Consider the following 24,794-nt stretch of genomic DNA (forward strand, 5'->3'; position numbering starts at 1 on the left):
ACGGTCGGGACCGCGGGCATCTGGGCGCTGACCATGCCGGTGACCGGGGCCAGGCCGTAGCCGCCGGCCACCTCGTCGCGGACGACGACGCCGCCCTCCAGCTCCACGACGCGCTTCCTGCTCGCGTCGACCAGGCCGTGGTCGTGGGTGGCCATGACGATGGTGGTGCCCGTGCGGTTGATCCGCTCGAGCAGCTTCATGATGCCGTCGCTGGTGGCCGGGTCGAGGTTGCCGGTGGGCTCGTCGGCCAGGAGGATCGCCGGCCGGTTGACGAAGGCGCGGGCCACGGCCACGCGCTGCTGCTCACCACCGGAGAGCTCGTGCGGCAGTCGCCGCTCCTTGCCCGCCAGCCCGACCAGCTCGAGGGTCTCGGGCACCACCTGCGCGATGTGGTGGCGGCTCTTGCCGATCACCTGCAGCGCGAAGGCGACGTTCTCGAAGACGGTCTTGGACGGCAGCAGGCGGAAGTCCTGGAACACCACGCCCATCTGGCGGCGCAGGTGCGGCACCTTCCAGCTGTTGAGGCGGGCGACGTCGCGGCCGGCCACGTAGACGTGGCCGCGGGTGGCGACGTCCTCGCGCAGCACCAGCCGCAGCAGCGTCGACTTGCCCGAGCCGGAGGCGCCCACGAGGAAGACGAACTCGCCGCGCTCGACGTCGAGGCTGACCCGGTGCAGCGCCGGACGTCGCGACCGCGGGTAGGTCTTGGAGACGGACTCGAAGCGGATCACGGTCGCCTGCCAGCTCGGGTGCGGGGATGCGTCCTCGAGGTTAGGCAGGCGCAGGCGCCCGAACCGGGCATCTCGCCCGGCGTGTCGCGCTCCGGCGCGTCAGTCCCTCCGGCAGTTCCGCCGTCAGTTCTCGGAGGCGCGCTCGCGCTGGCGGCGCCAGCGGATGCCGGTCTCCAGGAAGTCGTCGATCTCGCCGTCGAAGACCGAGGCGGGGTTGCCGACCTCGTGCTCGGTGCGCAGGTCCTTGACCATCTGGTACGGGTTCAGCACGTAGGAGCGCATCTGGTTGCCCCAGCTGCCGGAGTCGTCGCCCTTGAGCGCATCGAGCTCGGCCTGGCGCTCCTCACGCGCCTTGACCAGCAGGCGCGCCTGGAGCACGCGCAGCGCCGCCGCCTTGTTCTGCAGCTGGCTCTTCTCGTTCTGGCACGACACGACGATGCCCGTGGGGATGTGCGTGAGGCGCACCGCGGAGTCGGTGGTGTTCACCGACTGCCCGCCGGGCCCGGAGGACCTGAAGACGTCGACGCGCAGGTCGTTCTCAGGGATCTCGATGTGGTCGGTCTCCTCGGTGACCGGGAGCACCTCCACGCCGGCGAAGGAGGTCTGCCGGCGGCCCTGGTTGTCGAACGGGCTGATGCGCACCAGCCGGTGCGTGCCCTGCTCCACCGAGAGGGTGCCGTAGGCGTAGGGCGCGTGGACGGCCATCGTGGCGGACTTGATGCCCGCCTCCTCGGCGTAGGAGGTGTCCATGACCTCGGCCTTGTGGCCGTGGCGCTCGGCCCAGCGCAGGTACATCCGCAGGAGCATCTCGGCGAAGTCGGCGGCGTCCACGCCCCCGGCCTCGGCGCGGATGGTGACGAGCGCCTCGCGCTGGTCGTACTCGCCGGACAGCAGCGTGCGGACCTCCAGCTCGCCCAGCGCCTTGCGGATGCTGCTGAGCTCCTTCTCGGCCTCCGCCCGCGTCTCCTCGGCCGTCTCGGCGTCGCCCTCGGCGGCGGCCTCGTCGGCCATCTCCACCAGGGTGTCGAGGTCGTCGATGCGCGAGCCCATCTTCTCGATGCGCTCCAGCTCGGACTGGGCGTGCGACAGCTTGCTCGTCACCGCCTGGGCGTTCTCGACGTCGTCCCACAGGTCGGAGGCCGAGGCCTGCTCGGTCAGCTGGGCGACCGAGGCCTTGAGGGCGTCGACGTCGCTGACCTCGCGGACCGCGCGGTAGGTGCTGCGGAGGGAGGAGATCTCAGCGGGGAGGTCGACGGCTGCCACGACCGGCAAGGGTACGACGGCGGATGATGCGCCCATGAACGAGCAGACCGCTGAGCAGCAGCCACTCGTCGTCGTCCCCGAGGCCGAGGGCGTCGCGGCGCTCTCAACGGCGGGTGTGAGGGCGGTGGTCGTGGCCCCGGACGCGGACGTGCCCGCGGAGGCGCGGGGCGCGTCGGTGCTGGTGGTGGGCCCGGCCGAGTCGGCTGCGGAGGTGGAGGCGGCACTCGCGCAGGTGGCGCAGCTCCCGGACCTGAAGCTGCTCGTCAGCCTGGGCCAGGGCAGCGAGCAGTGGGGCGACCTGCCGATGAGCGTCTCCATCGCGACGGCGCGCGGCGCCCACGGCGGCTCGACCGCGGAGTGGGTGGTCGCGGCGGTGCTGGCGCAGCTGCGGCTGCTCCCGGAGCACCTCGAGGCGCAGAGGGAGCACCGGTGGGGCGGTCGGCAGGCGCGCACCCTGATGCGCTCGGAGGTGCTGGTGCTCGGTGCGGGCGACCTGGGCGAGAACGTGCGCGCCCGTCTGCTGCCCTTCGGCGCGTCGGTCACCGTGGCCGCGAGGTCGGCACGCGACGGTGTCGTGAGCATGGAGGCTGCGCGCGAGCTGCTGGGCTCGACCGACGTGCTCGTCGTCGTCCTCCCCTTGACCGACGCCACGCGCCACGTGGTCGACGCGGAGCTGCTGGCGGCGCTGCCCGACGGAGCCCTGGTGGTCAACGCCGGGCGCGGACCGCTGGTCGACACCTCCGCGCTGCTCGCGGAGCTGCAAAGCGGGCGGCTGCTCGCGGCGCTCGACGTCACCGACCCCGAGCCGCTGCCCGCCGACCACCCGCTGTGGGACGCGCCCGGCCTGCTGCTCACGCCGCACGTGGCGGGCAACACCGAGGGCGCCGGGGAGCGGGCGTGGACCCAGGTGGCGGAGCAGGTCAGTGCGTACGCGCGCGGGGAGCGCCCGCCGAACCTCGTGCGCTGACGGGCCCGCTGCGGCCCGCCTGGAGCATGACGACCGTGGACGGCGGCGGGTCAGTTCATAAGGTCGTTGAGGAAGCCGCCCTGCTGCTGACCGCCCTGCGCGGCGACGGGACGGCCCTCGCTGGGCTGCACCAGCACGAAGCCGGGACCGTGGAAGAGGTACTGGAACGCCTCACCGGAGCCGCCGCGCAGCAGCGAGCGCACGTTCATGCTGTTCACCAGCTGGGGGCGCAGGTGGCTGGACCAGGCGACGGCGGCCTGGATGTCCACGCCGGTCGGCTGCTGGGAGCAGTCGAGCAGCACCGGCGGACCGTCGCTGGTGAGAGCGACGACGCCGTGGCCGCTGACCTCCACGTTCCACATGCCGCCGGAGAGCCGGCCGGCGCCCTGGACGCGGCGGATGTCCCAGTCGAGGTTCGCGTCGAAGGCGAGGAGGTTCTTGCCGTCCACGCTGATCCCGTCGCCCTCGAGCAGGATCAGGTGCACGTGCTCGGCGGTGTTGGCGAAGAAGACCTCACCCTGGCCGGACACGCGCATCAACGGGGTGTCCTCGTTGGTCACGAGCTTCTTGATGAACTTGGCCATGGTGCCCGAGCCCTCGTGGTCGAAGCGCACGGCGCCCTGGTAGGCGACCATCGAGCCCTTCGCCGCGAGCACGTCCTGGCTGAGCGAGACCCGCAGCATCGCGGAGTTCTGCAGCACCCAGCGCTCGCTGGTCTGCTTCTCGGCGGTGGCGGCGTCGAAGAGGTTGCTGCGCACGGGGAAACCCTGGCAGCCCGGGCCCCGGAGGTCCAGTGCCTCCGGGGCCCGCGACCGGCTGACGGGCCGACCGAGCGGTCGCCGGGCCCGTCAGCGGGCTTCACGCGGCGGGCGCCGGACGGGTCGCGGCGCGCCGGGCGGCGCGCTCGACCAGCCGCTGCGCCCGCGCGACGAGCCGCACGGCGCGTGCGGCGTCTCGCTGGGACGCCTCCAGGCGGGACCAGCACGCCTGGGACCGCAGCTCCGCGCTGCGCTGATGGTGCTGGGACAGCACCTGTTCGGGGTGGAAGGTGTGCACGACGGGCTCCTCGGGGGTGGCCCCCGGGCGCCGCCGCCGGGTCAGGCGACGGCGCCCACGGGCTCGGGCAGGGGGTGCTTGCGGGGGCGGCCGCGGGGCCGCTTGCGGGGCACGACGACTCCGGACAGGACCAGCTCGCCGCCCCAGACGCCCCAGGGCTCGGAGCGGGCCAGGGCGCCGTCGAGGCACTCGGCACGCAGCGGGCAGCCGGTGCACAGCGCCTTGGCGGCCTCGACGTCCTGCGGGAGCTCGGCGAACCAGAGCTCCGGGTCGTTGACCCGGCAGGGCAGCGACGACATGGGGGGTTCCTCTCGGTGTGGCGGTGCTGCGGAGCGGGAGAGGAGACCGCTGGCAGCACGAAGGCCGCGGTCCCCTGGGTCGGGGATCCGCGGCCTGTCGCCGGGAGAGGAGCGGACCTAGCTGGTCAGCACCTGCCGGCGGACAGGGAGGAGCCCCGAGACGGGCGGGTTCGAGATGAGGGCGCTGCCCACGGCGTCGGGACGCTGGCGCAGCGCGTGGCCGTAGCCGGCGCCGAGGCGCTCGCCACCGAGGAGGCCGACGAGGGCCCCCTTGCCGGGGCCGTCGGCGCCGGTGCGGGCGGACGCGGGCACAGCGGTGCCCCGGAACCCACCGGTGGTGGGCACGCGGAGGTCGAAGGACGTCACCCCGAACTGGTGATCCATGAGACCCGACATCGCGCACACCTCCTTCGTCCGCGCACCGCCCGTTGCGGGGGGTGCTGATCGCGTGTCCACCAGGCTAGGGGGCCTCGTGTGAGCCGCACAACAGGTTTTTCCGAACTCGTCCTCGATCAGCTCCCCACGGGCCCGCGCAGCACTCCCGCGAGCGGCTGACCAGCACCGTCGCCGTCGCAAGCGGACGGCAAGGTCCCGCGAGGAACCTGCCGGGGTGATCATCGACCACCTGCGTCACCGCCGCGCCCGCCGCCTCGTGGGGCTGGCCCTCGTGTGGGCGGTGCTGTCGGAGGCCGTGCCGCTGTACCCGCTGTACTCGCTGCTCTTCGCCGACCACGGGCTCAGCGAGGCCCAGATCTCCGGGCTGTTCGCGGTGTGGGCCGTCACCACGGTGGTCGCCCAGGTGCCGTGCGGAGCCCTCGCCGACCGGTTCTCGCGTCGCGCGGCCCTGGTGCTCTCGGGTGTCCTGCAGGCCGCCGGCTACGTCCTGTGGACCGCCTGGCCCGGCCCGGCGGCCTTCACGGCCGGCTTCGTGCTGTGGGGGCTGGCGCTGGCGCTGTCGGTGGGAGCGCTCGAGGCGCTCGTGTGGGACGGGCTGGCCGCCGCGGGCGAGGAGCACCGCTACGCGCGGGTCATCAGGCGGGTGCGCGCCGCGCAGCTGCTGGGCCAGCTGCCGGGCACCCTCGCCGCCGTCGCGCTGGCGTCCTGGGGCGGCTACCCCGCCGTCGGCTGGGCGAGCGCGGCCTCCTGCGTGCTCGCGGCCGGCGTCGCAGCCCTCGTGCGCGAACCGCCGCGCAGCGCCGCCGGACCGCCGGAGGACGCCGACCTCGGGGAGACCGCTGCAGCGCCTGGCGCCCTGCGCCAGGGACTCGGTGTGCTGCTGCACCACCGGCGCCTGGCGGGGGTGGTGCTCGTGGTGGGCCTGCTGACGGGCCTGGACGCCGTCGACGAGTACACCCCGCTGCTGGCGCGCGCCTGGGGCGTGCCGGACGCGGTGAACCCGATCGTCGTCCTCGTCATCCCGATGGCCGGGGCGCTGGGCGCCGCGCTCGGCGACCGGCTGGCCGGCGCACGGCCCCTGGCGCTGGGGCTGTGGCTCCTCCTCGCAGCAGCCGGCCTGGAGGCCGCGGACCTCGCGCACCGGGCCGCAGGCACCGCCCTGGTCGCGCTCGGGTACGGCGCCTACCGAGCGGTGCTCGTGGTGGCGGACGCACGCCTCCAGGAGCACGTGGTCGGCGACGCGCGGGCCACGGTGACCTCGGTGGCCGGTGTGGTGAGCCAGCTGGGCAGCCTGGCGCTGTTCGGGGCGTGGGCCCTGTGGGGCCTGCCGGGCGCTGTGCTGCTCTTCGGCCTCTGCGCCGTCGGGGCGTGGGTGGCGCTGCGGCCACCGGTGGTCCTGCTGCCGGAGGCTCAGCCGCTGGAGACGGCGTCGCCCAGCACGCCGAGCACGGCCTCGCCGTACCGCTCGAGCTTGGCCGGGCCGACCCCGGGGATGCGGGCCAGGCCGGCGGTGTCCGAGGGCGTCGTCTCGGCGATGGCCACCAGCGTCGCGTCGGTGAAGACCACGTAGGCGGGCACCTTCGCCTCCGACGCGGTGGCCGAGCGCCAGGTGCGCAGCGCGTCGAAGACGCCCTCGTCGTAGGTGGGCGGGCAGCTCTCGCACCGGCCCACCTTCCGCTCCGCCGGGGTGTTGAGCGCGAGGCCGCAGGACCGGCAGACCCGCGCCAGGCCGGGGCCCTTCTTCGAGCGCCCACCACCGCCGCCGGCACCGCCACCGCCGCCCCGGCGCCGCTCGCGCTCGGCGGGGTCGACGGGGCGCAGCCCGTCGAGGAAGCGGGACGGCGTGCGGCTGGCCCGTCCGCCGGGGGTGCGGGCCCGACCCCACGACACGGCCAGGTGCTCGCGGGCGCGGGTGATGCCCACGTACAGCAGCCGGCGCTCCTCCTCGACCTTGTCGGGGTCGTCGGCGGAGAAGCTGATCGGCAGCAGGCCCTCGCTGACGCCGACCAGCCACACCGCGTCCCACTCGAGGCCCTTCGCGGCGTGGAAGGAGGCCAGCGTGACGCCCTGGACCGTGGGGGCGTGCTGCGCCGCGGAGCGCTCGTCGACCTCGGTGACGAGGTCGGCCACGCGGGCACCGGGCCGCGCCGCGGCGACGTCGTCGGCGAGCGCCGCGAGCGCCTGCAGCGAGGCCCACCGCTCGCGGGCGGCGCCGGCCGCGGTGGGCGGCTCGGCGGTCCAGCCGGCGCTGGCCAGCACGTCGCGGACGGCCTCGCCGAGGGGGCGGCTGCCGTCGTCGGAGCGGGCGGCGCCGCGCAGCAGCAGCACGGCCTGGCGGACCTCGGCGCGGAAGAAGAACTTCTCCCCGCCGCGCAGCTGGTACCCGACGCCGGCGTCGGTCAGCGCCGCCTCCAGGGGCTCGGACTGGCCGTTGGTCCGGAACAGCACCGCGATCTCCGCCGGCGGAGTGCCCGCGTCGATGCGCCGGCGCACCGCGGCGGCCACGCCGGCCGCCTCGGCGACGTCGTCGTCGTACTCGGTGAAGGTGGGGTCGGGGCCGGCCGGGCGCTGCGCGACCAGCTCCACCCGGGCCCTCACCGCCGCCGCGGGGGCCCGGTCGAGCAGGCGGTTGGCCAGCGCCACCACCTGCGGGGTGGAGCGGTAGTCGCGCACCAGCCGGATGACGGAGGCGCCGGGGTGGCGCTTCGGGAACTCCAGCAGGTGCGCCGGGGTGGCGCCGGCGAAGGAGTAGATGGTCTGGCTGGCGTCGCCGACCACGCAGACGTCCTCGCGGCCGCCGAGCCACAGGTCGAGCAGGCGCTGCTGCAGCGGGGAGACGTCCTGGTACTCGTCGACGGTGAAGTGGCGGTACTGGCGGCGCACGCTCTCGGCGACGTCGCCGCGCTCGGCGAGGATGCCGCACGTCAGCAGCAGCACGTCCTCGAAGTCCATGGCGCCGCGGTCGGTCTTGACGTCCTCGTAGGACTGCATGACCCGGCTCATCGCGCCGGGGTCGAGGCCCGCCGGCGGGGTGCGGCCGGAGCGCGCGACCGCCGCCGGGTAGGCCTCGGGGGTGAGCAGCGCGACCTTGGCCCACTCGACCTCGGCGGACAGGTCGCGCACGGCCGTGCGGTCCACCGACAGGCGCAGCCGGCTCGCGGCCTCGGCCACGAGCCGCGCCTTGTGCTCCACGAGCACCGGCAGCGGGCCGCCGACCGCCGTGGGCCAGAAGTACTGCAGCTGCCGCAGGGCTGCGGCGTGGAAGGTGCGCGCCTGCACCGCCGGCACGCCGAGGTCGCGCAGGCGCGAGCGCATCTCCCCCGCGGCCCGGGACGTGAAGGTGAGGGCGAGCACGCTGCGCGGGTCGTAGACGCCGGCGTGCACCCCGTGCGCGATGCGGTGGGTGATGGCGCGGGTCTTGCCGGTGCCCGCCCCGGCCAGCACGCACACGGGTCCGCGCAGCGCGGAGGCCACCGCCCGCTGCTCCGGGTCGAGCGAGGCGAGGACGGCGTCGGCGAGGGTCGCGTGGGTGGCCGCGGTGATGGACGTGGACATGACCCGGCCATGATGGCTGACCGTGCCGACACCGCGGTCCCACCGTCCACAGGCGACCTCGACGACGACGGACGCGCTCGTCCAGCGCGCCCGCGCCCTCGTGGCCGCAGCCGACGGGCGGCGCGTGCTGCTGGGGGTGGTCGGGGCGCCGGGCGCCGGCAAGTCCACGCTGGCCGCGCGGCTGGTGGAGGCGCTCTCCCCCGAGCTGGACGGCGGCGCTGCGCTGGTCGGCATGGACGGCTTCCACCTGGCCCAGGCGACCCTGGAGCGCTGGGGCCGGGCGGACCGCAAGGGCGCCCCCGACACCTTCGACGCCGGCGGCTACGTGGCGCTGCTGCGCCGGCTGCGGGCGCGCGACGAGGACGTGGTGCACGCCCCGGAGTTCCGCCGCGAGATCGAGGAGCCGGTGGGCAGCGCCGTCCCCGTGGCCCGCGAGACCGCCCTGGTGGTCACGGAGGGCAACTACCTGCTGCTCGACGGGCCGTGGGCACCGGTGCGCGAGCTGCTCGACGAGGTGTGGTTCCTCGCACCCGACGACGACCTGCGCCTGGCGCGCCTGGTGGCGCGGCACGAGGCCTTCGGCAGGGCGCCCGAGGCGGCGCTGGCGTGGTCGCACGGCCCGGACCAGGCCAACGCCGTCGTCGTCGCCGCGACGGCGCAGCGCGCCGACCTCGTGGTGGGGCTCAGCGACTGAGGGCGGCGGCGCCGGCGCGGACGTCGAGGTGGCGCTGCTGCACGCCGGCCAGGGCGAGGTGCCCCACGACCCCTGCCGCGCCCAGCTCGGTCGCGGCCGCGTCGAGGGCGTCGGCCCAGGCGCTCAGCACCGCGCGCTCGGGGCTGACCGGCGTGACGGCCGTGAGGACGGGCTCGGGGTGGACGACGGCGCGCTCGACGCGCAGCCCCGCTTGTTCGAGGGCGCGCGCCGCCGTGGCCAGGTCGTCTGGGGAGACCTGGCACCGGAGCAGCAGCACCGTCGCCACGCGGGCGATGGTGGTGCGCTCGCGGCTTCGCGTCTCGCTTGTGTCCGTTGTGACCAGGGAGCGTCACGGACGAGGCGCTGCGACTCCGTGGGCAGCGGCCACCGCGTCCACCTCGGCGAGGTGCTCGGCGATGCGCTCCGGGCTGGCCCAGCTGGCCTCGAAGCCGTTCCGCGCGAGCTGCACCACGTCGGCGGCGGACAGGTCGGCCGCCGCCGCCAGCGCCGCGAGGTTCTCCTTGAGGTAGCCGCCGAAGTAGGCCGGGTCGTCGCCGTTGACGCAGACCTTCGCCCCGGCGCGCAGCAGCGCGACGATCTCCGGCGCCTTCATCTGCTCGGTGACGAACCCGTTGGACAGCGGGCAGGCGGTGAAGCCGAGCCCCCTCTCGACAGCCACGGCGAGGAGCTCCGGGGCGTCGACGACGTTGCTGCCGTGGTCGATCCTGTCGACCTGGACGTCCTCGATGACCTGCCGCAGGTGCTCGAGGGTCCCCTCCTGGTCGATGTCGCAGTGCATCGTGAGCTGGTAGCCGGCCTCCCGGGCGCGGGCGAAGACGGCGGCGAAGTCGGCGGGCGGGTGGTTGCGCTCGTCGGAGTCGAGCCCGACGCCGATGATCCGGTCGGCGTAGGGCAGCGAGGCGGTCAGCGTCTCCTCGGCGCTGGCCACGGGGTGGTCGCGCAGGAAGCACATGACGAGCTCGGCGTCGACCCCCAGCTCGTGCGGCGCCCGCTCCACGGCGTCCAGCAGGCCCTCGACCACCACCTCGAACGGCACGCCGCGGCTCGTGTGGGCCTGCGGGTCGAAGAAGACCTCGGCGCGGCGGACGTTCTGCGCCGCGGCGCGGGTGAGGTAGGCGGTGGCGAGGTCGGAGAAGTCGCGCCGGGTGCGCAGCACCTCCATGGCCGGGTAGTAGACGGCGAGGAAGGACGCCAGGGAGTCGAAGACGTGCGTGACGCGGACCTCCTCGACCGTCGTCGTCGACAGCTCCACGCCGTTGCGGGCGGCCAGCTCCAGCAGCAGCTCGGGCTCCAGCGTGCCCTCCAGGTGGACGTGGAGCTCGCACGCGGGCAGGTCGGCGACGAGTGCGGCGAGAGCGGGGTCGAGGGTCCGGTCGGTGCGCGGGGCGGCCATCCGCGCACCCCACCACAGCCCGGGCCGCCCGTGGGATGACGACGGCGAGGTCAGGTGTTGACCCCCTGCGGAAGCCCCGACGACCGACCCGAGGAGACCGATGTCTGCGCCCACGCTGCCCGAGCAGGGGACCATCACCATGTACACGACCACGTGGTGCGGCTACTGCAAGATCCTCAAGAAGGGCCTGCAGCGCGAGGGCATCACCTGGAACGAGGTGAACATCGAGGAGGTCCCCGGCGCCGCCGAGTACGTGCAGAGCGTCAACGGGGGCAACCAGACCGTCCCGACGGTCGTGTTCCCGGACGGCTCGTCGGCCACCAACCCCTCCCTCGCCGAGGTGAAGGCCAAGCTCTCCTGAGGGTCGAGCCGCTCGACGCCGCCGGGCTCGCGCAGCGGGCCCTGGCGGCGCTCGAGCGCTCCCCCGGCCGGCGCCTCGGCGTGGACGCCGCGGTGCCCGGCGACGCCGCCGTCCTGGCCGACGCGGTGGTGAGCGCCCTCGAGGACGAGGGGCGCGCGGCACTGAGGGTGGACGCCGAGGACTACCTGCGCCCGCGCTCGCTGCGCCTGGAGCACGGCCCGTCCGACCCCGACGCCGGCTACGAGGGCTGGTACGACACCTACGCGCTGCTGCGCGAAGTTCTCGACCCGCTGGGGCCCGGCGGTGCCGGCACGTGGCTGCCGGCCCTGTGGGACGCCGAGCGCGACCGCGCCACCCGCCAGCCCCGCCGAGAGGCGCCGCCCGGGGCCGTCCTCGTGCTGACCGGACCGTTCCTGCTGCGCTGGGAGATGTCCGGCGCCCTCGACGCCGTCGTCCACCTGCAGACCTCGTCGGCCGCCCAGCGCCGCCGCCTGCCCGCCGAGGACGCCGACCGCGTGGTCGGCGCGTGGGCGCGCTACCTCGAGGAGACCGACCCCGCCGCGCGCGCTGACCTCGTGGTGCGCTGTGAGGACCCGCGCCACCCCGCGCTCGTGCACCCCTGACCTCGCAGCGCTGGACCGCAGCCGAGCGCCTCGTTGCGGTTCCGGCCCCCCTGCGGACCGCAACCGGGCGCCTGGCTGCGGTCGGCGGTGAGCCCGTGGCGCGGTCAGCGCCAGACGCCGCCGGCGTCCTCCAGCGGGCCGCCGTACCACTGCTCGATGATCCGGCGGGCGATGGAGACCGGCGGCGGCAGGAGCACGTCGCCGTCCCGGACCGCGGCGGCCAGCTCCTCGCGGGTGAACCAGCGGGCGTCGGTGATCTCGACGTCGTCGGTGAGCACCTGCGTGCTCACCGCGGTGCCGCGGAAGCCGAGCATGAGCGAGGCGGGGAAGGGCCAGGGCTGGTTGCCGAGGTAGTCGACGTCGCCGACCTCGATGCCGACCTCCTCCAGCACCTCGCGGCGCACGGCGGCCTCGAGGGACTCACCGGGCTCCACGAAGCCGGCGAGCGTGGAGTAGCGCTTGGCGGGCCACATGTCGTTGTGGCCGAGCAGCAGCCGGTCGTCGGCGTCGACCACCGACATGATCACCGCAGGGTCGGTGCGCGGGAAGTGCTGGCTGCCGTCGGCGGTGCACCTGCGCACCCAGCCGGCCTCCTCCACGGCGGTGGGGGCGCCGCAGCGCGGGCAGCGGGGGTGGACCGCGTGCCAGCGCAGCACCGCCACCGCCTGGGTGAGCAGGCCCGCCTCGAGGGCGTCCAGCTCCGCTCCGAGCGTGCGCAGGTCGGCCCAGTCGTCGCCGCCGCCCGGGTCCAGCGACGGGTCGGCGACCTCCTCGGCGACGTACCAGGTGCCGTCGGGCCCGGTGCCGAGGAGGACGCGGACGCCGTGGGGGGCGCCGCTCGGAACGTGGGACGGCGGCACGAGCGCCAGCCGGGGCCCGCCGCCGCGCTGGCCGCCCTCGCCGTCGTCGTCGCGGGCCACGGGGGTGCGTCCGTCGTGGACGCGCAGCACGCGCGTGGCGTCGTCCTTCCAGAGCGCCTCGAGCAGGCCGTCGTCGCCGCGGCGGGCGCCCTGGCGGTCGGACGCCGAGCGCGACAGGGACAGGTCGGGCAGGGGTGCGGGGGCCACAGCGCCACCGTAGGCAGGCCGGCTCAGGACGGCGGCTTGAGGGGGTCGTGGCCGATCGACATCAGGTGGTGGCGCCAGGAGGCGTCCCCCGCCTGCGGCTCCGCCTCGGGGTCGGTCTCGGCGCGCACGGTGGTCACCACCCGCTGCATCAGGACGAGGTCGTCGGGGGTGAGGTCGCCCTTGCGCTTGCCCAGCACGTGCACCACCTGCTGGCCGGCGGGGCGGCCCGCCTCGTCGGGCGTCGCCTCGGTCTCGGTGCCGGCCGCGTCGGTGCGCAGCCAGTCCTCGAGCTCGCGGCTGGTCATGTTGACCGCCCCGTGGAACGCAGCCCACAGCGCGTCGACGTCGTCGGTGTCCGGGGTCCCGGTGCTGTTCGCCATGCTCCTGGCTACCCGCGGCCAGGTCGGTGAAACCGGACGGCCGGCCTGCGCGGGCACCGCCGCCCGGGCGGCGGCCCTAGCGTTGTCCCGTGCGCCGCGACCCGTACCTCATGGCCGCGCTCGCCAGCGCAGCGCTCCCCGGTGCTGAGCCGACGCGCGTGCAGCTGCTCGACGACCACGGCGCCGACCTCGACCTCGCGCTCGTCGAGGACGACAGCGGCGTCCGACACGTCATCAGCGTCCCCCGCAGCCCCGCGGCCGGGGCCGACCTCGAGCGGGAGGCCGCCGCCCTCGGCCTCCTCGCGCGCCTGGCGGAGCCGGCCCTGGGGGTGCGGCTGCCCTTCGCCGTCCCCGCGGTGGCCGGCTGGACGGCCCTGCCCGAGGGCGGCCGCGCCGTCGTGACCACGTGGGTGCCCGGTCAGGAGGTGGACGTCGCCGCGCTCCAGCCGGGCGCGCTGACCACGTCGCTGGCCCGGGCGCTGGCGGTGGTGCACGCCCTGCCCGCCGCTGCGGTGGACGACGCGGGCCTCCCGGTGTGGAGCGCCTCGGAGGTGCGGGGCCGCCGCCTGTCCGAGCTGGACCGCGCCGCCTCCACCGGGCGGGTCCCCACGCGGCTGCTCGCGCGCTGGGAGCAGGGGTTGGAGGAGGTGCGCTGGTGGCGCTTCTCCCCCGTCGTCGTCCACGGCGACCTCGACGGCACGCGCGTCCTCACCGACGGTTTCGCGGTCACGGGCACCACCGGGTGGGGCTCGCTCAGCGTGGGCGACCCCGCCGACGACCTCGGCTGGCTCGCCGCCGCTGCGCCCACCGAGGCCCTGGACGCGGTGCTCGCCGAGCACGCCGCCGCCCGCCACGAGCCCGTCGACCCGGCGCTGGCCGCCCGCGCCCGGCTGTCCGGCGAGATGGCGCTGGCGCGCTACCTGCTGCACGGCGCGGCCCTGGAGGACGACGACGTGCTCGACGACGCCACCGCCATGCTCGAGGACCTCGACGCCTCCCTCGACGACGGCGACGAGCTGGGGGTCTGAGACGTGCGGGTCGCTGCGCTCAACCTCGCCTCCGGCCGGGGCTCCGCGCCCCTGCGCTCCGGGCTGGCGCCACTGGCTGGCTGCGACGTGCTCGCCCTGTCCGAGGTCGACGACGCCCAGGACCGCTCCGGAGGCCTCGACCAGGCCGCCGAGGCCGCCGCAGCGCTGGGGCTGGAGCACTGGCGGATGGCGCCGACGCTCGCGGGCACGCCCGGGCTGCGACGCGACTGGGCGCCCGTGGCGGGCTCCCTGCGCGGCCCCGCCGGGAACGGCGGGGAGGACGGTGGCGGCACCGGGCTGCGCCGACCGACCTTCGGGGTCGCGCTGCTGGTCCGCCAGCCCGTGACCGCCTGGCACGCCCTGGACCTCGGCACCGGACGGGGCCGGCTGCCGCTCGTCGTCCCCGACCCCGCCAGCGGGCGCACGGGTGTGCTGCTGTTCCCCGACGAGCCGCGTGCAGCCCTCGCCGCGGTGCTCGCCGACGGCACCGTGGTCGCGGCCACGCACCTGTCCTTCGCGCCGCCGACGGCCCTGCGGCAGCTGCGGCGGCTGTCCGGCTGGCTACGCGGGCTCGCTCCCGCCGGGCCCGGCGGCGCCACGCGCCCCGTGCTGCTCGCGGGGGACCTCAACCTGCCCGCGCCGCTGGTGCGCCTGGCCGCGGGGGCGCCCACGCTCGTGCGCACCCCGACGTTCCCCGGGGCCGCGCCCCGCTTGCAGCTGGACCACGTCGTCTCGCTCGGCGCACCCGTCAGCGCGACCGGGCGGGCGCAGGAGCTGTCGGTGGGCGACCACCGCGCGCTCGTGGTCGACGTCGAGCCCGCCTGAGCAGGCTCCGCCCTAGTCGTCCCAGCCGGTCTGCGGCGTCGCGCACGTCTCGCGGTACACGTACTGCGACGGCGCGCGGCGCTCGCTGCTCGACCAGTCGATGGCCGGGCGACGCTGCTCCGGCGGCACGTGCCCGATCCGGTAGACGGCCATGAGGTCCAGGTGGTCCGGGACCTCCAGGAGCGCCTCGATGCGCTCCCACGCCCCCGGGACCTCCATGGGGAAGGAGACGAACTGGATGCCCAGCCCCAGCTCGACCGTGGTGAGCCAGATGTTCTCCACCGCGGCGCCCAGGGAGAACAGCGAGTAGAACGCCGACAGCTCCCCGGGCCGGTGCTCGGCCCTGTCGAGCAGCGCCGCCAGCAGCAGCGGCGAGCCCGCGACGAGCTTGCGGTTCTCCTCCCCCAGCGTCTGCGGCACGCGGAGCGCGTTCATGAGCTTCTGCCCGCGGCGCGTGAACACCTGCCCGGTGAAGGGGCGCAGCGGTGCGGGCAGCCTGTCGAACAGCATGCCGCTGCGCTGCTCGGCCATCTCCTGCGCGCTGAAGCGGAAGTACCGCTTGTAGCGCTCGAAGAAGGTGCCGTTCGACATCGCCGTGGTCATGCTCTCGCCGCTGATCGCGGCGACCTGCTCGATGGTGGAGCGGTCCTCGACGAGCACGAACCGCCACGGCTGGCTGTTGAGCTGGCTCGGCGCGCGCCCGGCCACCTCCACGAGCAGTCGCTGGTGCTCCGGGCTGACGGGGTCGGGCAGGAAGGGACCGTTGGTGGTGCGCCGGCGGCGGATCGCGTCGAGGAGGTCCACGTCGGCTACTCCCCCGCCCGCGCCGCGGCCCACGCGGCAGCGGTGGCGCCCAGCAGCGGCGGTGCCAGCGACGCCGCGAGCGCCACATGACCGCGCCCGCCCGCCCGGACCCGGGGGACGACGACGAGCGGCAGGAGCGCGGCCGCCAGCAGCGGCGTGGTCGTCCGGCTGCGGCGGTCGAGGGCAGAGGCGGCCAGCGCGAGCAGCGTCCACGCACAGGTGGAGGCGTACAGGGCGTGGTGCGGCCAGCGGCTCCCCCGGCGCCCGCGCCACGCCGCCACACCGACGGCGCAGTTCGCGGCCCAGCTCGCAGCTGCTGCGCCGGCCAGGGCGGCGGGGACGGCCCGCAGGCCGGTCGGTGTCACCGGCTCACGCTAGGTCAGGTGCCTGGGAGCAGCCCCCGCAGCGTGCGCAGCGGCGCGCCGCCCGGCCCTCCACGTGGCACGGGGGGCGCCCGCGTCAGGACAGCACGGCGTCGAGGCTGCAGGGAGCGCCCTCGCGCTGGTCGGACGCTCAGGGCAGGACGGCGACGGCCTCGACCTCCACCAGCTGGTCGGGCCACCCGAGCGCAGCGACGCCGAGGAGCGTGCTGGGGGCGTCGTGCTCACCGAAGGTGCGAGCGACCACGTCCCACACCTCACCCAGCACCTCCCGCCGGTCCGAGGCCACGTAGACGGTGGTCTTGACGACGTCGGTGAGGTCGGTGCCCGCCTCGCGCAGCACGGTGCGGAGGTTGGCGAGCACCTGCTCGGCCTGCGCGACGTGGTCGCCCGGAGCCACGACGCGGCACTCCTCGTCCAGGGGGCACGCACCGGCGGTGAACAGCAGGCGCCCGGGACGGTCGGTGGCGGCGGCGTAGGCGTACGGCACGGACGGCGTGAGCTGCCCGCTGCGGAGCAGCCGCACAGGTCCGAAGGGGGAGGTCATGCGCGCACCCTCGCAGCGGCGCGACCCACCACGCCACCGGGTTCTGACGTCGGCCACCGGGTGCGGACGACGGTGTCCGCGGGGGCCACCAGCAGCTGCAGCGTCCGCGGGCGCCACAGGACCACAAGGACCCGCACCGTGGTGAGGAGCTCACCGGACGGTCGACCACCACGACCAGCAGCCCCAGCACCAGGCGGCGCACCGCCGAGGACGACGCCAGCGGCGTCGAGGAAGCGGCGGAGGTGGGCACCACACCCGGAGGCCAGGGGCGCTGGCGATCACCGGGAAGCAGCCGCACCGCGTGTCCGTCCGGGGGGAGGGGCGTCTGAGGGCTCACACGGCGGTCGGGCCGGCGGCCGCGGCGGCGCCCCGCACGAGGGCCTCCAGGCCGTCGGCGTCGAGGAGGTCGGCGGGCCGGCTGGTGGTGCCGGTGGCGGCGTAGAAGAACGCCGCGCCCACCTGCTCCAGCGGCACGCCCTTCCACCGCGACCACGCCAGCCGGTACACGGCCAGCTGCACCGCGGCCGCGCGGGCTGCCTCGCCGGTGGGCGGCCGGCCGGTCTTCCAGTCGACGACGTCGACCCCGCCGCCCTCGCTGGCCGGGCGCGGGAAGACGGCGTCGACGCGGCAGCGCACGACGAGTCCCGCGACCGGCGTCTCCAGGTCGACCTCGACGGCGATCGGCTCGCGCTGGGCCCACTCCGAGGCGAGGAAGCTCTCCTGGAGGGCGGCGAGCTCCTCCTCGTCGGCGCCGAGCGGACCGAGGCCGTCGCCGGGCTCCCCCTCGCCGTCGTCCTCACCGCCGTCGTCGGGGCCGAGCACCTCGTCGACATCGAGCAGTGCGGCCGAGCGGAACCGCTCCTCCAGCCAGGCGTGGAAGGCCACGCCGCGGCGCGTGGCCACGCGCGGTTGCACGGGCACCGGACGGCGCACCGCGAGCGCGAGCGCCGCAGGGTCGGCGGCGAGCTGCACCAGGCGGGAGGCCGACAGGTGGGCGGGCAGCTCCACGTCAGGAGTGCCCCCCGCGTCGCCGCGGGCTCGCTCCGCCAGCAGCGCCTCGACCTCCTCAGCCCAGGGGCCGCCGTCGCTGGGAGGCTGGCCCGTGACGTCGTCGTCCGTGAGGGCCAGGGCGACCGCGGCCTGGCGCACCGCGCTGGCCGCCGCGTCGAGGACCGGACGGCGGGGGCCGAGCGGGTCGAAGGGCCAGGTGGCGCGCCGCGGCTCGCGCAGCTCGGGGTTCTCCGCCTCCTCGGGCGCCTCGGGGAGCGCGGGGACCTCCTCGTCGCCGCGGGCGCGCAGGTGCTCGACCACCTCGACGAGGAACGCCGACGGTACGCGCTCCTTCTTCCGCTCACCGCCCCACCACGCGCCGGTGAGCAGCAGCAGCGAGCGGGCGCGGGTGAGCGCCACGTAGGCCAGGCGGCGCTCCTCGGCGCGGTGGGCCTCGGCGCAGCGCTCGGCGTACGCGGCGCGCTCGGTCTCGGCGCCCTTGGCGTCCAGCGCGGCCTCCCACCCGAGGTGGGGCAGGGAGTCGGCGTCTCCGCGAAGCGGGTGCGGCAGCACCCCGAGGCCGGACAACCATCCCTGCGACGTGCGCGGCCGCGTCGGGAAGCCGTTCTCGGCGAGGCCGGCGACGGCGACGACGTCCCACTCGAGGCCCTTGCTGGCGTGCACGGTGAGCAGCTGCACGGCGCTGCGGCTGGGCTCGGTGCCCTCCTCGCCGCCGTCGCCCAGGCCGGGAGCGGGCTCGTCGGACTCCGACGACGACTGGTCCAGGCCGTGCTCGTGCTCCTCGGCGAGGCTCAGCCAGGCGAGGAACGCCCGCAGCGACGAGCGGTGCGACGCGCCGGCTCCGGTGGCTTGCGTGAACGAGGCCGCCACCTCGGCGAGCGCGTCGAGCCCGGCCCGCGCCGCCGCGGGGCTGCTGCCGGGGCGCGCGGCCAGCTCGACGTCGAGCAGCAGCGCCCTCTCGACGGCGACGACGAGGTCCGCCAGCGGCAGGTCCAGCTCGCGCAGCCGGCGCAGCAGCAGCCCGGCCTCGTGGACCCGCTCCCGGGCCGCCTCGGACAGGCGGAAGCCCTCGGAGGTCTCCCAGTCGGCGGGGGGCGGGTCGTCCACGGCGTCGACGAGGCTGGCCTCCTCGGCGAGCTCCGGCTGCGCACCACCCGGGTGCTCCGCTCCCTGCTCGGCGCGCGACCGCCGGGACGTGGCGCGGCGGCGCGACCACGCCGCGAGCACCGCGAGGTCGCGCGGCCCCAGGCGCCAGCGGGGGCCGGTGAGCAGGCGGACGACGGCGTCGCCGCGGGTGGGGTCGGCGACGGCGCGCAGCGCGGAGACGACGTCGACCACCTCCGGGCGCAGCAGCAGCCCGCCCAGGCCCACCACCTCGACGGGCACGTCGCGGGTGCGCAGCGCCTCCTCGAGGAGCGGGAACTGCGAGCGGGCGCGGCACAGCACGGCGGCGGTGCGGCGCTGGTCGGCGGGGAGCCGGGAGTCGGCGTGCCAGAGCACGGCGATCCGGTCTGCGAGCAGCGCGGCCTCCTCCCCCGCCGTCTGGGCCCACGCCACCTCCACGCGGCCCTCACCGGCGCTGGGCCGCGGGCCGAGCACCGGCAGCGGCAGGCGCGAGGCGGCGCGCAGCGGCTGGGCCACGACGGCGGCGGCGCCGAGCACGGCCACGTCGTTGCGCCAGCTCGTCGAGAGCGCCAGGTGCGCCGCGGCCGCGCCGTCGGAGCGGCGGAACCGGGTGGGGAACGCCTGCAGGCCGCCCGCGCTCGCACCGCGCCAGCCGTAGATGGCCTGGTGCGGGTCGCCGACGGCGGTGACGGGGTGCCCGCCTCCGAACAGCCGCGAGAGCAGCTCGGCCTGGGCGGTGGAGGTGTCCTGGTACTCGTCGAGCAGCACCACGCCCCACCGGGCGCGCTCCAGCGCGGCGACGGCCGGCACCTCGGCGGCGATGCGCGCGGCCAGGCGCACCTGGTCGCCGTGGTCGAGCACGCCCAGCTCGCGCTTGCGCTCCGCGTACCGGCGCAGCAGCGGCAGCACCCGGCGGCGCTGCTGCAGCACCGCCAGCGCCGCCGCCACCTTGGCCGGCTGCTTGCCCGGCAGGGCGCTGACGCGCTGGACCACGCCCGCGAGGGTCGCCTCGACGGCGTCGACGTCCACGAGGTGCTCCGCGCACTCCCCCGCCAGCCCGAGCACGGCCGTGACCACGGTGGAGGGGGCGGCGTCGAGGTCGCCCAGACCGTCCGCGCCCTCCCCGTCGGCACCGTCCACGACGTCCGCGGCCAGCTGCCACGCCGCCGCCGGCCCGATGAGCTGCGAGCGGGGCTCGATGCCGATGCGCAGGCCGTGGTCGGTCACGAGGCCGGCGGCGTAGGCGTGGTAGGTCGCGACCGTCGGCGAGGCGTCACCGATCGCGCCGCCGGGGCCGTCCGCGCCGTCACCGCTGTCGAGGACGGGCAGCAGGCCGGCGCGGTCCAGCGCGGCCAGGCGCAGGCGCACCCGCTCGGCCAGCTCGCCCGCGGCCTTGCGCGTGAAGGTCAGGCCCAGCACGCGTTCGGGCTCGACGTGCCCGTTGGCCACCAGCCAGACGACGCGCGCGGCCATCGTCTCGGTCTTGCCCGAGCCCGCCCCGGCCACCACGAGCAGGGGCGCGAGCGGCGCCTCGATGACGGCGGCCTGCTCGGGAGTGGGCGGGTGCTGGCCGAGCGCGGAGGCGATGTCGGCGGCGCTGAGGGCCTGCACGGGCCTCGTCGTCGTCGTGCTGTCGGTGCTCACCGGACGCAGCCGCCCTCGGGGCGCAGGGGGCAGCTGGTCCGCACGGGGCACTTCGAGCACAGGTCGTTGGCGACCGCGTCGAAGGCGCTGGCGGCCATGCCTTCGGCGGTGCGCTGCAGCAGGTCGTGCGCCCACTGCGGGTCCGCGGCGTCGGAGAGGCGCTCCTGCGCCTGCTCGCCCGGCTTGGTGCGCTTGCCGCCCAGCTGCACCAGCGCGGCGCCACCGCTGCGCTCCCCCTCGCCGAGGGCACCGGAGTCGACCACGGCCTGGTAGAGCCCGAGCTGCGGGTGGGTGGGCAGCTCGTCGGCCCGGGGCGCGCGCTGCCCGGTCTTGAGGTCCACCACGCGCAGCGACCCGTCAGGCTCGCGCTCGAGCCTGTCGAGGCGCCCCCTGACGAGGGCGCGGCCGATCGCGGCGTCCACCTCGACCTCCACGCCGGCGAGCGTGCGCCCCGCCGACCGGGCGTCGAGCACGTAGGCGGCGAGCATCCGCACCATCCGCTCGGCCTTGCGCCGCTCCCGCTGCCCCACCCACGTGTCGGGCAGCCCGAGGGTCGGCCACAGCTCCTCGAGGCGCGCCGACATCTCGCCGAGGCTCCCCTCGGGCAGCTCCTGGGCGATGCGGTGCACGAGGTTGCCGACGCCCTGCTGCACCGAGTCGGCGGGGCGCCCTCCGCTCGCCTCCAGCAGCCAGCGCAGCCCGCAGCGGCCGAAGGACTCCACCGCGGACGGGCTGACCGGGACGGGCTGGTCGGGGTCGCGCAGGGGCCGCTCGTCGGAGACCGGCGGCAGGCCGTACCAGTCGCGGGGGTCGGCGCCGGGCACGCCGGCAGCGGCCAGGCGCGCCAGCGCAGCGGCGGCGTGGTCGAGCCGCGCCTGGTCGACGACGACCCCTGCGCGGTCGCGGGCGCCGACCGGGGTCAGGAGCACCGAGCGCAGCTCCGCCACGAGCGCCGGCAGCGACGTGGCGCGCGGGACGGTGCTCAGCGGCCGCTCGGCGTCAGCGGCGGCGCCGTGCTCGCCGTCGGCGGGCGCGTCGGGCGGGCAGACGAGGTCGACGAAGGCCGAGGGCCGCTCGTCCTCGCTGCGCACGGCCGTCACCACCGCGCGGCGTCGCGCGCGGGAGACGGCCACCTGCAGCAGGCGGTGCTCGTCGTCGAGGACCTGGCGGCGGGCCGCGGCGGCCGCCGCGGACGCGGCGATCCGCTCGTCGGCCGACAGACGGCCCGCCAGCACGTCCGCGAGCTCGGGCGCCCCGAGCAGCGACCCGCGCAGGCGGGTGTCGGGCCAGGCGCCCTCCTGCAGCCCCGGGACGACCACGACGTCCCACTCCCGCCCCGCAGCCGCCGTCGGCGTCAGCAGCTCCACCGCACCAGCGCCCGTCGCGCGGGCGGCCAGGGAGTCCGCGGGGACGTCCTGCGCCTCGAGGTGCTCCAGGAACCGCTGCGGGGGCGCGCCCGGCTCGCGCTCCTCGTAGCGGGACGCGGCGTCGAAGAGGGCGACGACGGCGTCGAGGTCGCGGTCGGCCAGGGCCGCGGCGGACTCCGCGCCCAGCCCGGACGCCGAGGGCGCGGCCAGGGCCCGGGCCCGCCACCGCTCCGCCAGGCCGGTGCTGGCCCACAGGGCCCACAGCACCTCCTCCGCGCTGCCGCCGGCTCGCGCGGCGGCGCGGCCGGCGGCCAGCACGGACGCGACGTGCCGCGCCGGGCGGGCCGCGCGCGCCGGGAGGTCGGGCCACCGCTCGGGGTGCAGGACGACGTCGACGAGGAGCGCGTCGCTGCTGCGGGAGGCGCCGGAGGGCGCGCCCCCGACCCGCTGGCGCTCGGCGGCCAGCAGCACCTGGCGCAGCCGGCGCAGCGCCAGCGGGTCCGCGCCGCCGACGGGAGGGGCGAGCAGGGTGAGCACGTCGTCGACGGCGGGCCGGCGGCCCTCGTCGTCGTCCTCGTGGTCCCAGGCGTCGGACAGGACGAGGCGCAGGGCGACGAGGAGCGGCACCACGGCGGGCTCGGCGCGGACGGGCACCTCGGCGGGCGGCACCACCACGGGCACCCCCGCACGGCCCAGCTCGCGGCGCAGCGTGCCCGTGCCGGCGGCGCTGCGGACCACCACGGCCATCTCCCGCCACGGGGTCCCGGCGCGCACGTGCTCCTCGCGCAGCAGCGCGGCGACGAGGGCCGCCTCCTGCGCGGGGGTGGGCAGCAGGTGCGCCTCGACCGCGCCGTCCTCGGCGGTGGCCGGCGGGTCGGCGTCGCGGTGGGCGACCGCGCCGACGCTGCCGGTGCGGCGCGCCACGCGCGCCGACGCCGCCGCGACGGCGCGCGCGGAGCGCCAGCGGGTGGGCAGCACGGCCACGGGCGCCGGGCCGTCCGGTCCGGCGAACCGCTCGGCGGCGCCGGCGAGCAGCGTCGGGTCGCCACCGCGGAACGTCGTCGTGGTGGTGTCGGGATCTCCGAGGAGCAGCACGTCGCCGCCGCGGCCGGCGAGCAGGTCGAGCAGCTCGGCCGTGGCGGCGGTGGACTCGTGGTGGTCGTCGACGGCGACCAGGGACAGCCGCGAACGCTCCGCCGCGAGCAGCGCCGGGTCTGCCCTCAGGGCGCTGCAGGCGTCGTGGACGATGGCCGCGGGGTCGTGGGCGCCCGGACTCGCCAGAGCCGTGACCTGCAGGTACTCGGCCAGGACGACGGCGGCGGCGCGCCAGGCGGGGCGGCCGTGGACGTCGGCGAGGCGGGCGAGGTCACGCGGGCCCAGCCCGCGCTCGAGGGCGCGCATGAGCAGGTCGCGCAGCTCTCCGCGGAACGCCGGGACACCGCGGACGGCGGCGGCGACCTCGTCCGGCCACGGCGGCGCCGGCGCGTCGCCGGCGTCGTGGCCGCGGAGCAGCTCGGCGAGCACCTGGTCCTGCTCGGGGCCGGTCAGCAGGCGCGGCGCGGGACCTCCGGAGGCCTGCGCCGCGCGGCGCAGCAGCGCCCACGCGAGGGAGTGCGGCGTGCGCACGAGGGCCTCGGTGGTGGTGCGGCCCAGGCGGGAGCTCACGCGGTCGCGCAGGGAGGCCGCGGCGCGCCGCGAGGGCGCGAGCACGAGCAGGGAGGAGGGGTCGGCGCCGTCGCGCTCGACGCGGGTGACGAGCGCTTCGAGCAGCGCCGTCGTCTTGCCGGTCCCCGGAGCGCCGAGGACGACGAGCGGGCCGCCGCCGGTGGGGTGCTCCGCGACGCGGCGCTGCACGGGGTCGAGGGCCGGCGCCGCGGCACTGCTCGCCGCCGTCGTCGACAGCGCACCGCGCACGAAGCGCGGGACGGCGACGGCGGTCATGGCACGACCGTGCCACGCACCACCGACAGCGCGGCCGAGGGGCCGCTCCGGGTCACCGCCCCCGTCGAGGGTGCCGGGGGCCGCCGCTGGCCCCGCCGACCCGCTGGACGGCGTCGGGAGCGGGCCCCGTCAGCGGCCGCGTCGACCACCGGGCGAGGTCGGCCTCCCACAGCGCCGGGTCGCGCACCGGAGCGACCTCGTCCAGCACCTGCAGCTGCGTGATCCGCTCGGTGCGGAACCCGCGGACCGCGTCCCGCAGGCGGCACCAGCCGGCGAGCAGCCACGCGTCCCCCGCGCGCAGGAGCCCCATCGCCTCGACGTCGCGGGTGGTGGTGGCGCCGTCCTCGCCGAGGTAGGTGAGCCGGACCACGCGCCGGGCGGCGATGACGTCGGACAGCACCGTGCGCGGGACGGCGGCGCCCGCGCCCGCGACGGCGTCGACGACGCGCATCCGCCCGAGCAGCTCCTCCACGGGGGCGCGGTGCGCCTCGTCCACCACGGCGGCGATCTTGGCGTGGGCCCGGCGAGCAGCCGCCTGGTAGGGCGACGACTCCAGCAGCGCCAGACCGGCCAGCACCGCCAGGGACTCCGCGGCCGAGAGGTTCAGGGGCGGGAGGGAGTACTCGCGCAGGACGGAGTACCCGCCTGCTGCTCCGCGGTCGGCGTAGAGGGGCACCCCCGCCTGCTGCAGCGAGGCGATGTCGCGCTCGATCGTGCGGCTGGACACCTCGAAGTGGGCAGCGAGCCGAGCGGCCGACCAAGGTCGCCGTGCAGCGCGCAGCAGGTCCACCAGCGCGTGGTGCCGCTCAGCTCGCTTCACGTCCGGCTCTCTCAGCTCCGCAGGCTGCGCTGGCCCCCCACGGACCACACGCGTGAGACCCGCCCCTCGTGGTCGAAGTCGAACACGTCGACGCCGCCCGCCGTGCGTCCCCCCGACTCGACGTCCCAGAGGAGGCGGCCGTGGTCGGCGTCGACGGCGTCGGACACCCTGGTGAAGACGGTGCCGGGGTTCTGCTCGTGCCACCAGCGCAGGTACCGGACGAAGTCCTCGCTGCTGCGGATCTCGTCGGCGGGGGTGGACCCGTCGGGTTCCGTGACGGCGAAGCGGATGCGGAAGTCGTGCGCGCAGATCTGCCGGGCGAGGTCGCCGTCGGTGTTCCACATGGTCAGCCACAGGTCGAGGGAGCGCCGTGCTCCGGAGCTGGCGAGGGCGCTCGTGCTGTTCGTCATGCGCCCACCCTCGGGCCCGGTCGCGACAACGGTGTGTCGGAGTTCCCGCGACCGGCCACGGCCCGCGTCCCGCGACCGCTCACCCC

At 76.5% G+C, this 24,794-nt stretch carries 23 protein-coding genes and 2 pseudogenes; 7 read left to right on the plus strand and 18 right to left on the minus strand.

Features of this window, described 5'->3' with window-relative positions:
- Positions 1-53: 53 nt before the first annotated feature.
- Positions 54-731: pseudogene (gene ftsE / locus FHN55_RS06970) on the minus strand (cell division ATP-binding protein FtsE); the annotation flags it as partial.
- A 123-nt stretch (positions 732-854) separates the two neighbouring features.
- The gene (prfB, locus tag FHN55_RS06975) at positions 855-1,994 is read right to left on the minus strand and encodes a peptide chain release factor 2 (protein WP_139711525.1); all 1,140 of its coding nucleotides are present in this window, start codon (positions 1,992-1,994) and stop codon (positions 855-857) included.
- Positions 1,995-2,028: 34 nt separating this feature from the next.
- Between prfB and FHN55_RS06980 the strand changes: the two genes are divergently transcribed.
- A complete protein-coding gene (locus FHN55_RS06980) occupies positions 2,029-2,961 on the plus strand; it encodes an NAD(P)-dependent oxidoreductase (RefSeq protein WP_139711526.1) in 933 nt (310 codons plus the stop codon).
- A 50-nt stretch (positions 2,962-3,011) separates the two neighbouring features.
- Here the strand turns inward: FHN55_RS06980 and FHN55_RS06985 are convergent, their stop codons facing one another.
- The 4 genes from FHN55_RS06985 to FHN55_RS07000 all read right to left on the minus strand — a co-directional run bounded on the left by FHN55_RS06985 (position 3,012) and on the right by FHN55_RS07000 (position 4,712).
- A complete protein-coding gene (locus tag FHN55_RS06985; protein WP_139711527.1) occupies positions 3,012-3,719 on the minus strand; it encodes an AIM24 family protein in 708 nt (235 codons plus the stop codon).
- A 100-nt stretch (positions 3,720-3,819) separates the two neighbouring features.
- Positions 3,820-4,017 carry a hypothetical protein gene (locus FHN55_RS06990; protein WP_139711528.1) on the minus strand — a complete coding sequence of 66 codons (198 nt, stop codon included), beginning with the start codon at positions 4,015-4,017 and terminating at the stop codon, positions 3,820-3,822.
- 41 nt (positions 4,018-4,058) lie between these two features.
- The gene (locus tag FHN55_RS06995) at positions 4,059-4,316 is read right to left on the minus strand and encodes a WhiB family transcriptional regulator (protein WP_139711529.1); all 258 of its coding nucleotides are present in this window, start codon (positions 4,314-4,316) and stop codon (positions 4,059-4,061) included.
- A 117-nt stretch (positions 4,317-4,433) separates the two neighbouring features.
- Positions 4,434-4,712 (minus strand): hypothetical protein, encoded by a 279-nt coding sequence (locus FHN55_RS07000; RefSeq protein ID WP_139711530.1) that lies wholly within the window; start codon positions 4,710-4,712, stop codon positions 4,434-4,436.
- A 295-nt stretch (positions 4,713-5,007) separates the two neighbouring features.
- On the opposite strand from FHN55_RS07000, the pseudogene FHN55_RS23600 reads away from it, so the two are divergent.
- Positions 5,008-5,994: pseudogene (locus FHN55_RS23600) on the plus strand (MFS transporter); the annotation flags it as partial.
- Positions 5,995-6,122: 128 nt separating this feature from the next.
- Here FHN55_RS23600 and FHN55_RS07010 read toward each other — a convergent pair.
- Positions 6,123-8,267 carry an ATP-dependent DNA helicase UvrD2 gene (locus tag FHN55_RS07010; protein WP_139711531.1) on the minus strand — a complete coding sequence of 715 codons (2,145 nt, stop codon included), beginning with the start codon at positions 8,265-8,267 and terminating at the stop codon, positions 6,123-6,125.
- Positions 8,268-8,289: 22 nt separating this feature from the next.
- Here FHN55_RS07010 and FHN55_RS07015 point away from each other — a divergent pair, with 22 nt between their 5' ends.
- The gene (locus FHN55_RS07015; RefSeq protein ID WP_139711532.1) at positions 8,290-8,961 is read left to right on the plus strand and encodes a nucleoside/nucleotide kinase family protein; all 672 of its coding nucleotides are present in this window, start codon (positions 8,290-8,292) and stop codon (positions 8,959-8,961) included.
- On the opposite strand, the gene FHN55_RS07020 is transcribed toward FHN55_RS07015, so the two are convergent.
- Together FHN55_RS07020 and add are read right to left on the minus strand one after the other, a co-directional pair.
- Entirely contained in the window at positions 8,951-9,247 is a 297-nt protein-coding gene (locus FHN55_RS07020; RefSeq protein WP_139711533.1) for a hypothetical protein, read from the minus strand. The genes FHN55_RS07015 and FHN55_RS07020 overlap by 11 nt on opposite strands.
- 63 nt (positions 9,248-9,310) lie before the next feature.
- Positions 9,311-10,375 (minus strand): adenosine deaminase, encoded by a 1,065-nt coding sequence (gene add / locus FHN55_RS07025; RefSeq protein WP_139711534.1) that lies wholly within the window; start codon positions 10,373-10,375, stop codon positions 9,311-9,313.
- A 100-nt stretch (positions 10,376-10,475) separates the two neighbouring features.
- On the opposite strand from add, the gene FHN55_RS07030 reads away from it, so the two are divergent.
- Both FHN55_RS07030 and FHN55_RS07035 read left to right on the plus strand, forming a co-directional pair.
- A complete protein-coding gene (locus FHN55_RS07030; RefSeq protein WP_139711535.1) occupies positions 10,476-10,736 on the plus strand; it encodes a mycoredoxin in 261 nt (86 codons plus the stop codon).
- A gap of 80 nt (positions 10,737-10,816) precedes the next feature.
- Positions 10,817-11,359 (plus strand): uridine kinase, encoded by a 543-nt coding sequence (locus tag FHN55_RS07035; protein ID WP_257570752.1) that lies wholly within the window; start codon positions 10,817-10,819, stop codon positions 11,357-11,359.
- 104 nt (positions 11,360-11,463) lie between these two features.
- On the opposite strand, the gene nudC is transcribed toward FHN55_RS07035, so the two are convergent.
- Positions 11,464-12,426 (minus strand): NAD(+) diphosphatase, encoded by a 963-nt coding sequence (gene nudC / locus FHN55_RS07040; protein WP_139711536.1) that lies wholly within the window; start codon positions 12,424-12,426, stop codon positions 11,464-11,466.
- Between the two features lie 23 nt (positions 12,427-12,449).
- Positions 12,450-12,806, minus strand: a complete 357-nt coding sequence (locus FHN55_RS07045) for a DUF3140 domain-containing protein (RefSeq protein ID WP_139711537.1) — start codon at positions 12,804-12,806, stop codon at positions 12,450-12,452.
- Positions 12,807-12,895: 89 nt separating this feature from the next.
- Here FHN55_RS07045 and FHN55_RS07050 point away from each other — a divergent pair, with 89 nt between their 5' ends.
- A complete protein-coding gene (locus FHN55_RS07050) occupies positions 12,896-13,834 on the plus strand; it encodes a phosphotransferase (RefSeq protein ID WP_218974417.1) in 939 nt (312 codons plus the stop codon).
- A 3-nt stretch (positions 13,835-13,837) separates the two neighbouring features.
- Positions 13,838-14,659 carry an endonuclease/exonuclease/phosphatase family protein gene (locus FHN55_RS07055; RefSeq protein ID WP_139711538.1) on the plus strand — a complete coding sequence of 274 codons (822 nt, stop codon included), beginning with the start codon at positions 13,838-13,840 and terminating at the stop codon, positions 14,657-14,659.
- 12 nt (positions 14,660-14,671) lie between these two features.
- Here the strand turns inward: FHN55_RS07055 and FHN55_RS07060 are convergent, their stop codons facing one another.
- The 7 genes from FHN55_RS07060 to FHN55_RS07090 form a co-directional block, all read right to left on the minus strand.
- Positions 14,672-15,463 carry a nitroreductase family protein gene (locus tag FHN55_RS07060; protein WP_139711539.1) on the minus strand — a complete coding sequence of 264 codons (792 nt, stop codon included), beginning with the start codon at positions 15,461-15,463 and terminating at the stop codon, positions 14,672-14,674.
- 5 nt (positions 15,464-15,468) lie between these two features.
- Positions 15,469-15,828 (minus strand): hypothetical protein, encoded by a 360-nt coding sequence (locus tag FHN55_RS07065; RefSeq protein ID WP_139711540.1) that lies wholly within the window; start codon positions 15,826-15,828, stop codon positions 15,469-15,471.
- A gap of 148 nt (positions 15,829-15,976) precedes the next feature.
- On the minus strand, positions 15,977-16,390 hold the full coding sequence (locus FHN55_RS07070; RefSeq protein WP_139711541.1) for a RidA family protein: 414 nt from the start codon (positions 16,388-16,390) through the stop codon (positions 15,977-15,979).
- A 333-nt stretch (positions 16,391-16,723) separates the two neighbouring features.
- Positions 16,724-20,170 (minus strand): ATP-dependent DNA helicase, encoded by a 3,447-nt coding sequence (locus FHN55_RS07075; RefSeq protein ID WP_218974418.1) that lies wholly within the window; start codon positions 20,168-20,170, stop codon positions 16,724-16,726.
- The gene (locus FHN55_RS07080) at positions 20,167-23,478 is read right to left on the minus strand and encodes an ATP-dependent DNA helicase (RefSeq protein WP_139711542.1); all 3,312 of its coding nucleotides are present in this window, start codon (positions 23,476-23,478) and stop codon (positions 20,167-20,169) included. The genes FHN55_RS07075 and FHN55_RS07080 overlap by 4 nt, the downstream gene beginning before the upstream one ends.
- 52 nt (positions 23,479-23,530) lie before the next feature.
- Positions 23,531-24,298: a YafY family protein gene (locus FHN55_RS07085; protein ID WP_139711543.1), complete on the minus strand. Its 768-nt coding sequence runs from the start codon at positions 24,296-24,298 to the stop codon at positions 23,531-23,533.
- A gap of 11 nt (positions 24,299-24,309) precedes the next feature.
- Positions 24,310-24,708, minus strand: coding sequence for a nuclear transport factor 2 family protein (locus FHN55_RS07090; RefSeq protein WP_139711544.1), 399 nt, complete (start codon positions 24,706-24,708; stop codon positions 24,310-24,312).
- Between the last annotated feature and the right edge of the window lie 86 nt (positions 24,709-24,794).

Origin of the sequence: Streptomyces sp. NP160 (assembly GCF_006335115.1) — a bacterium.
In the GTDB taxonomy this organism is placed as follows: Bacteria; Actinomycetota; Actinomycetes; order Actinomycetales; family Quadrisphaeraceae; genus Quadrisphaera.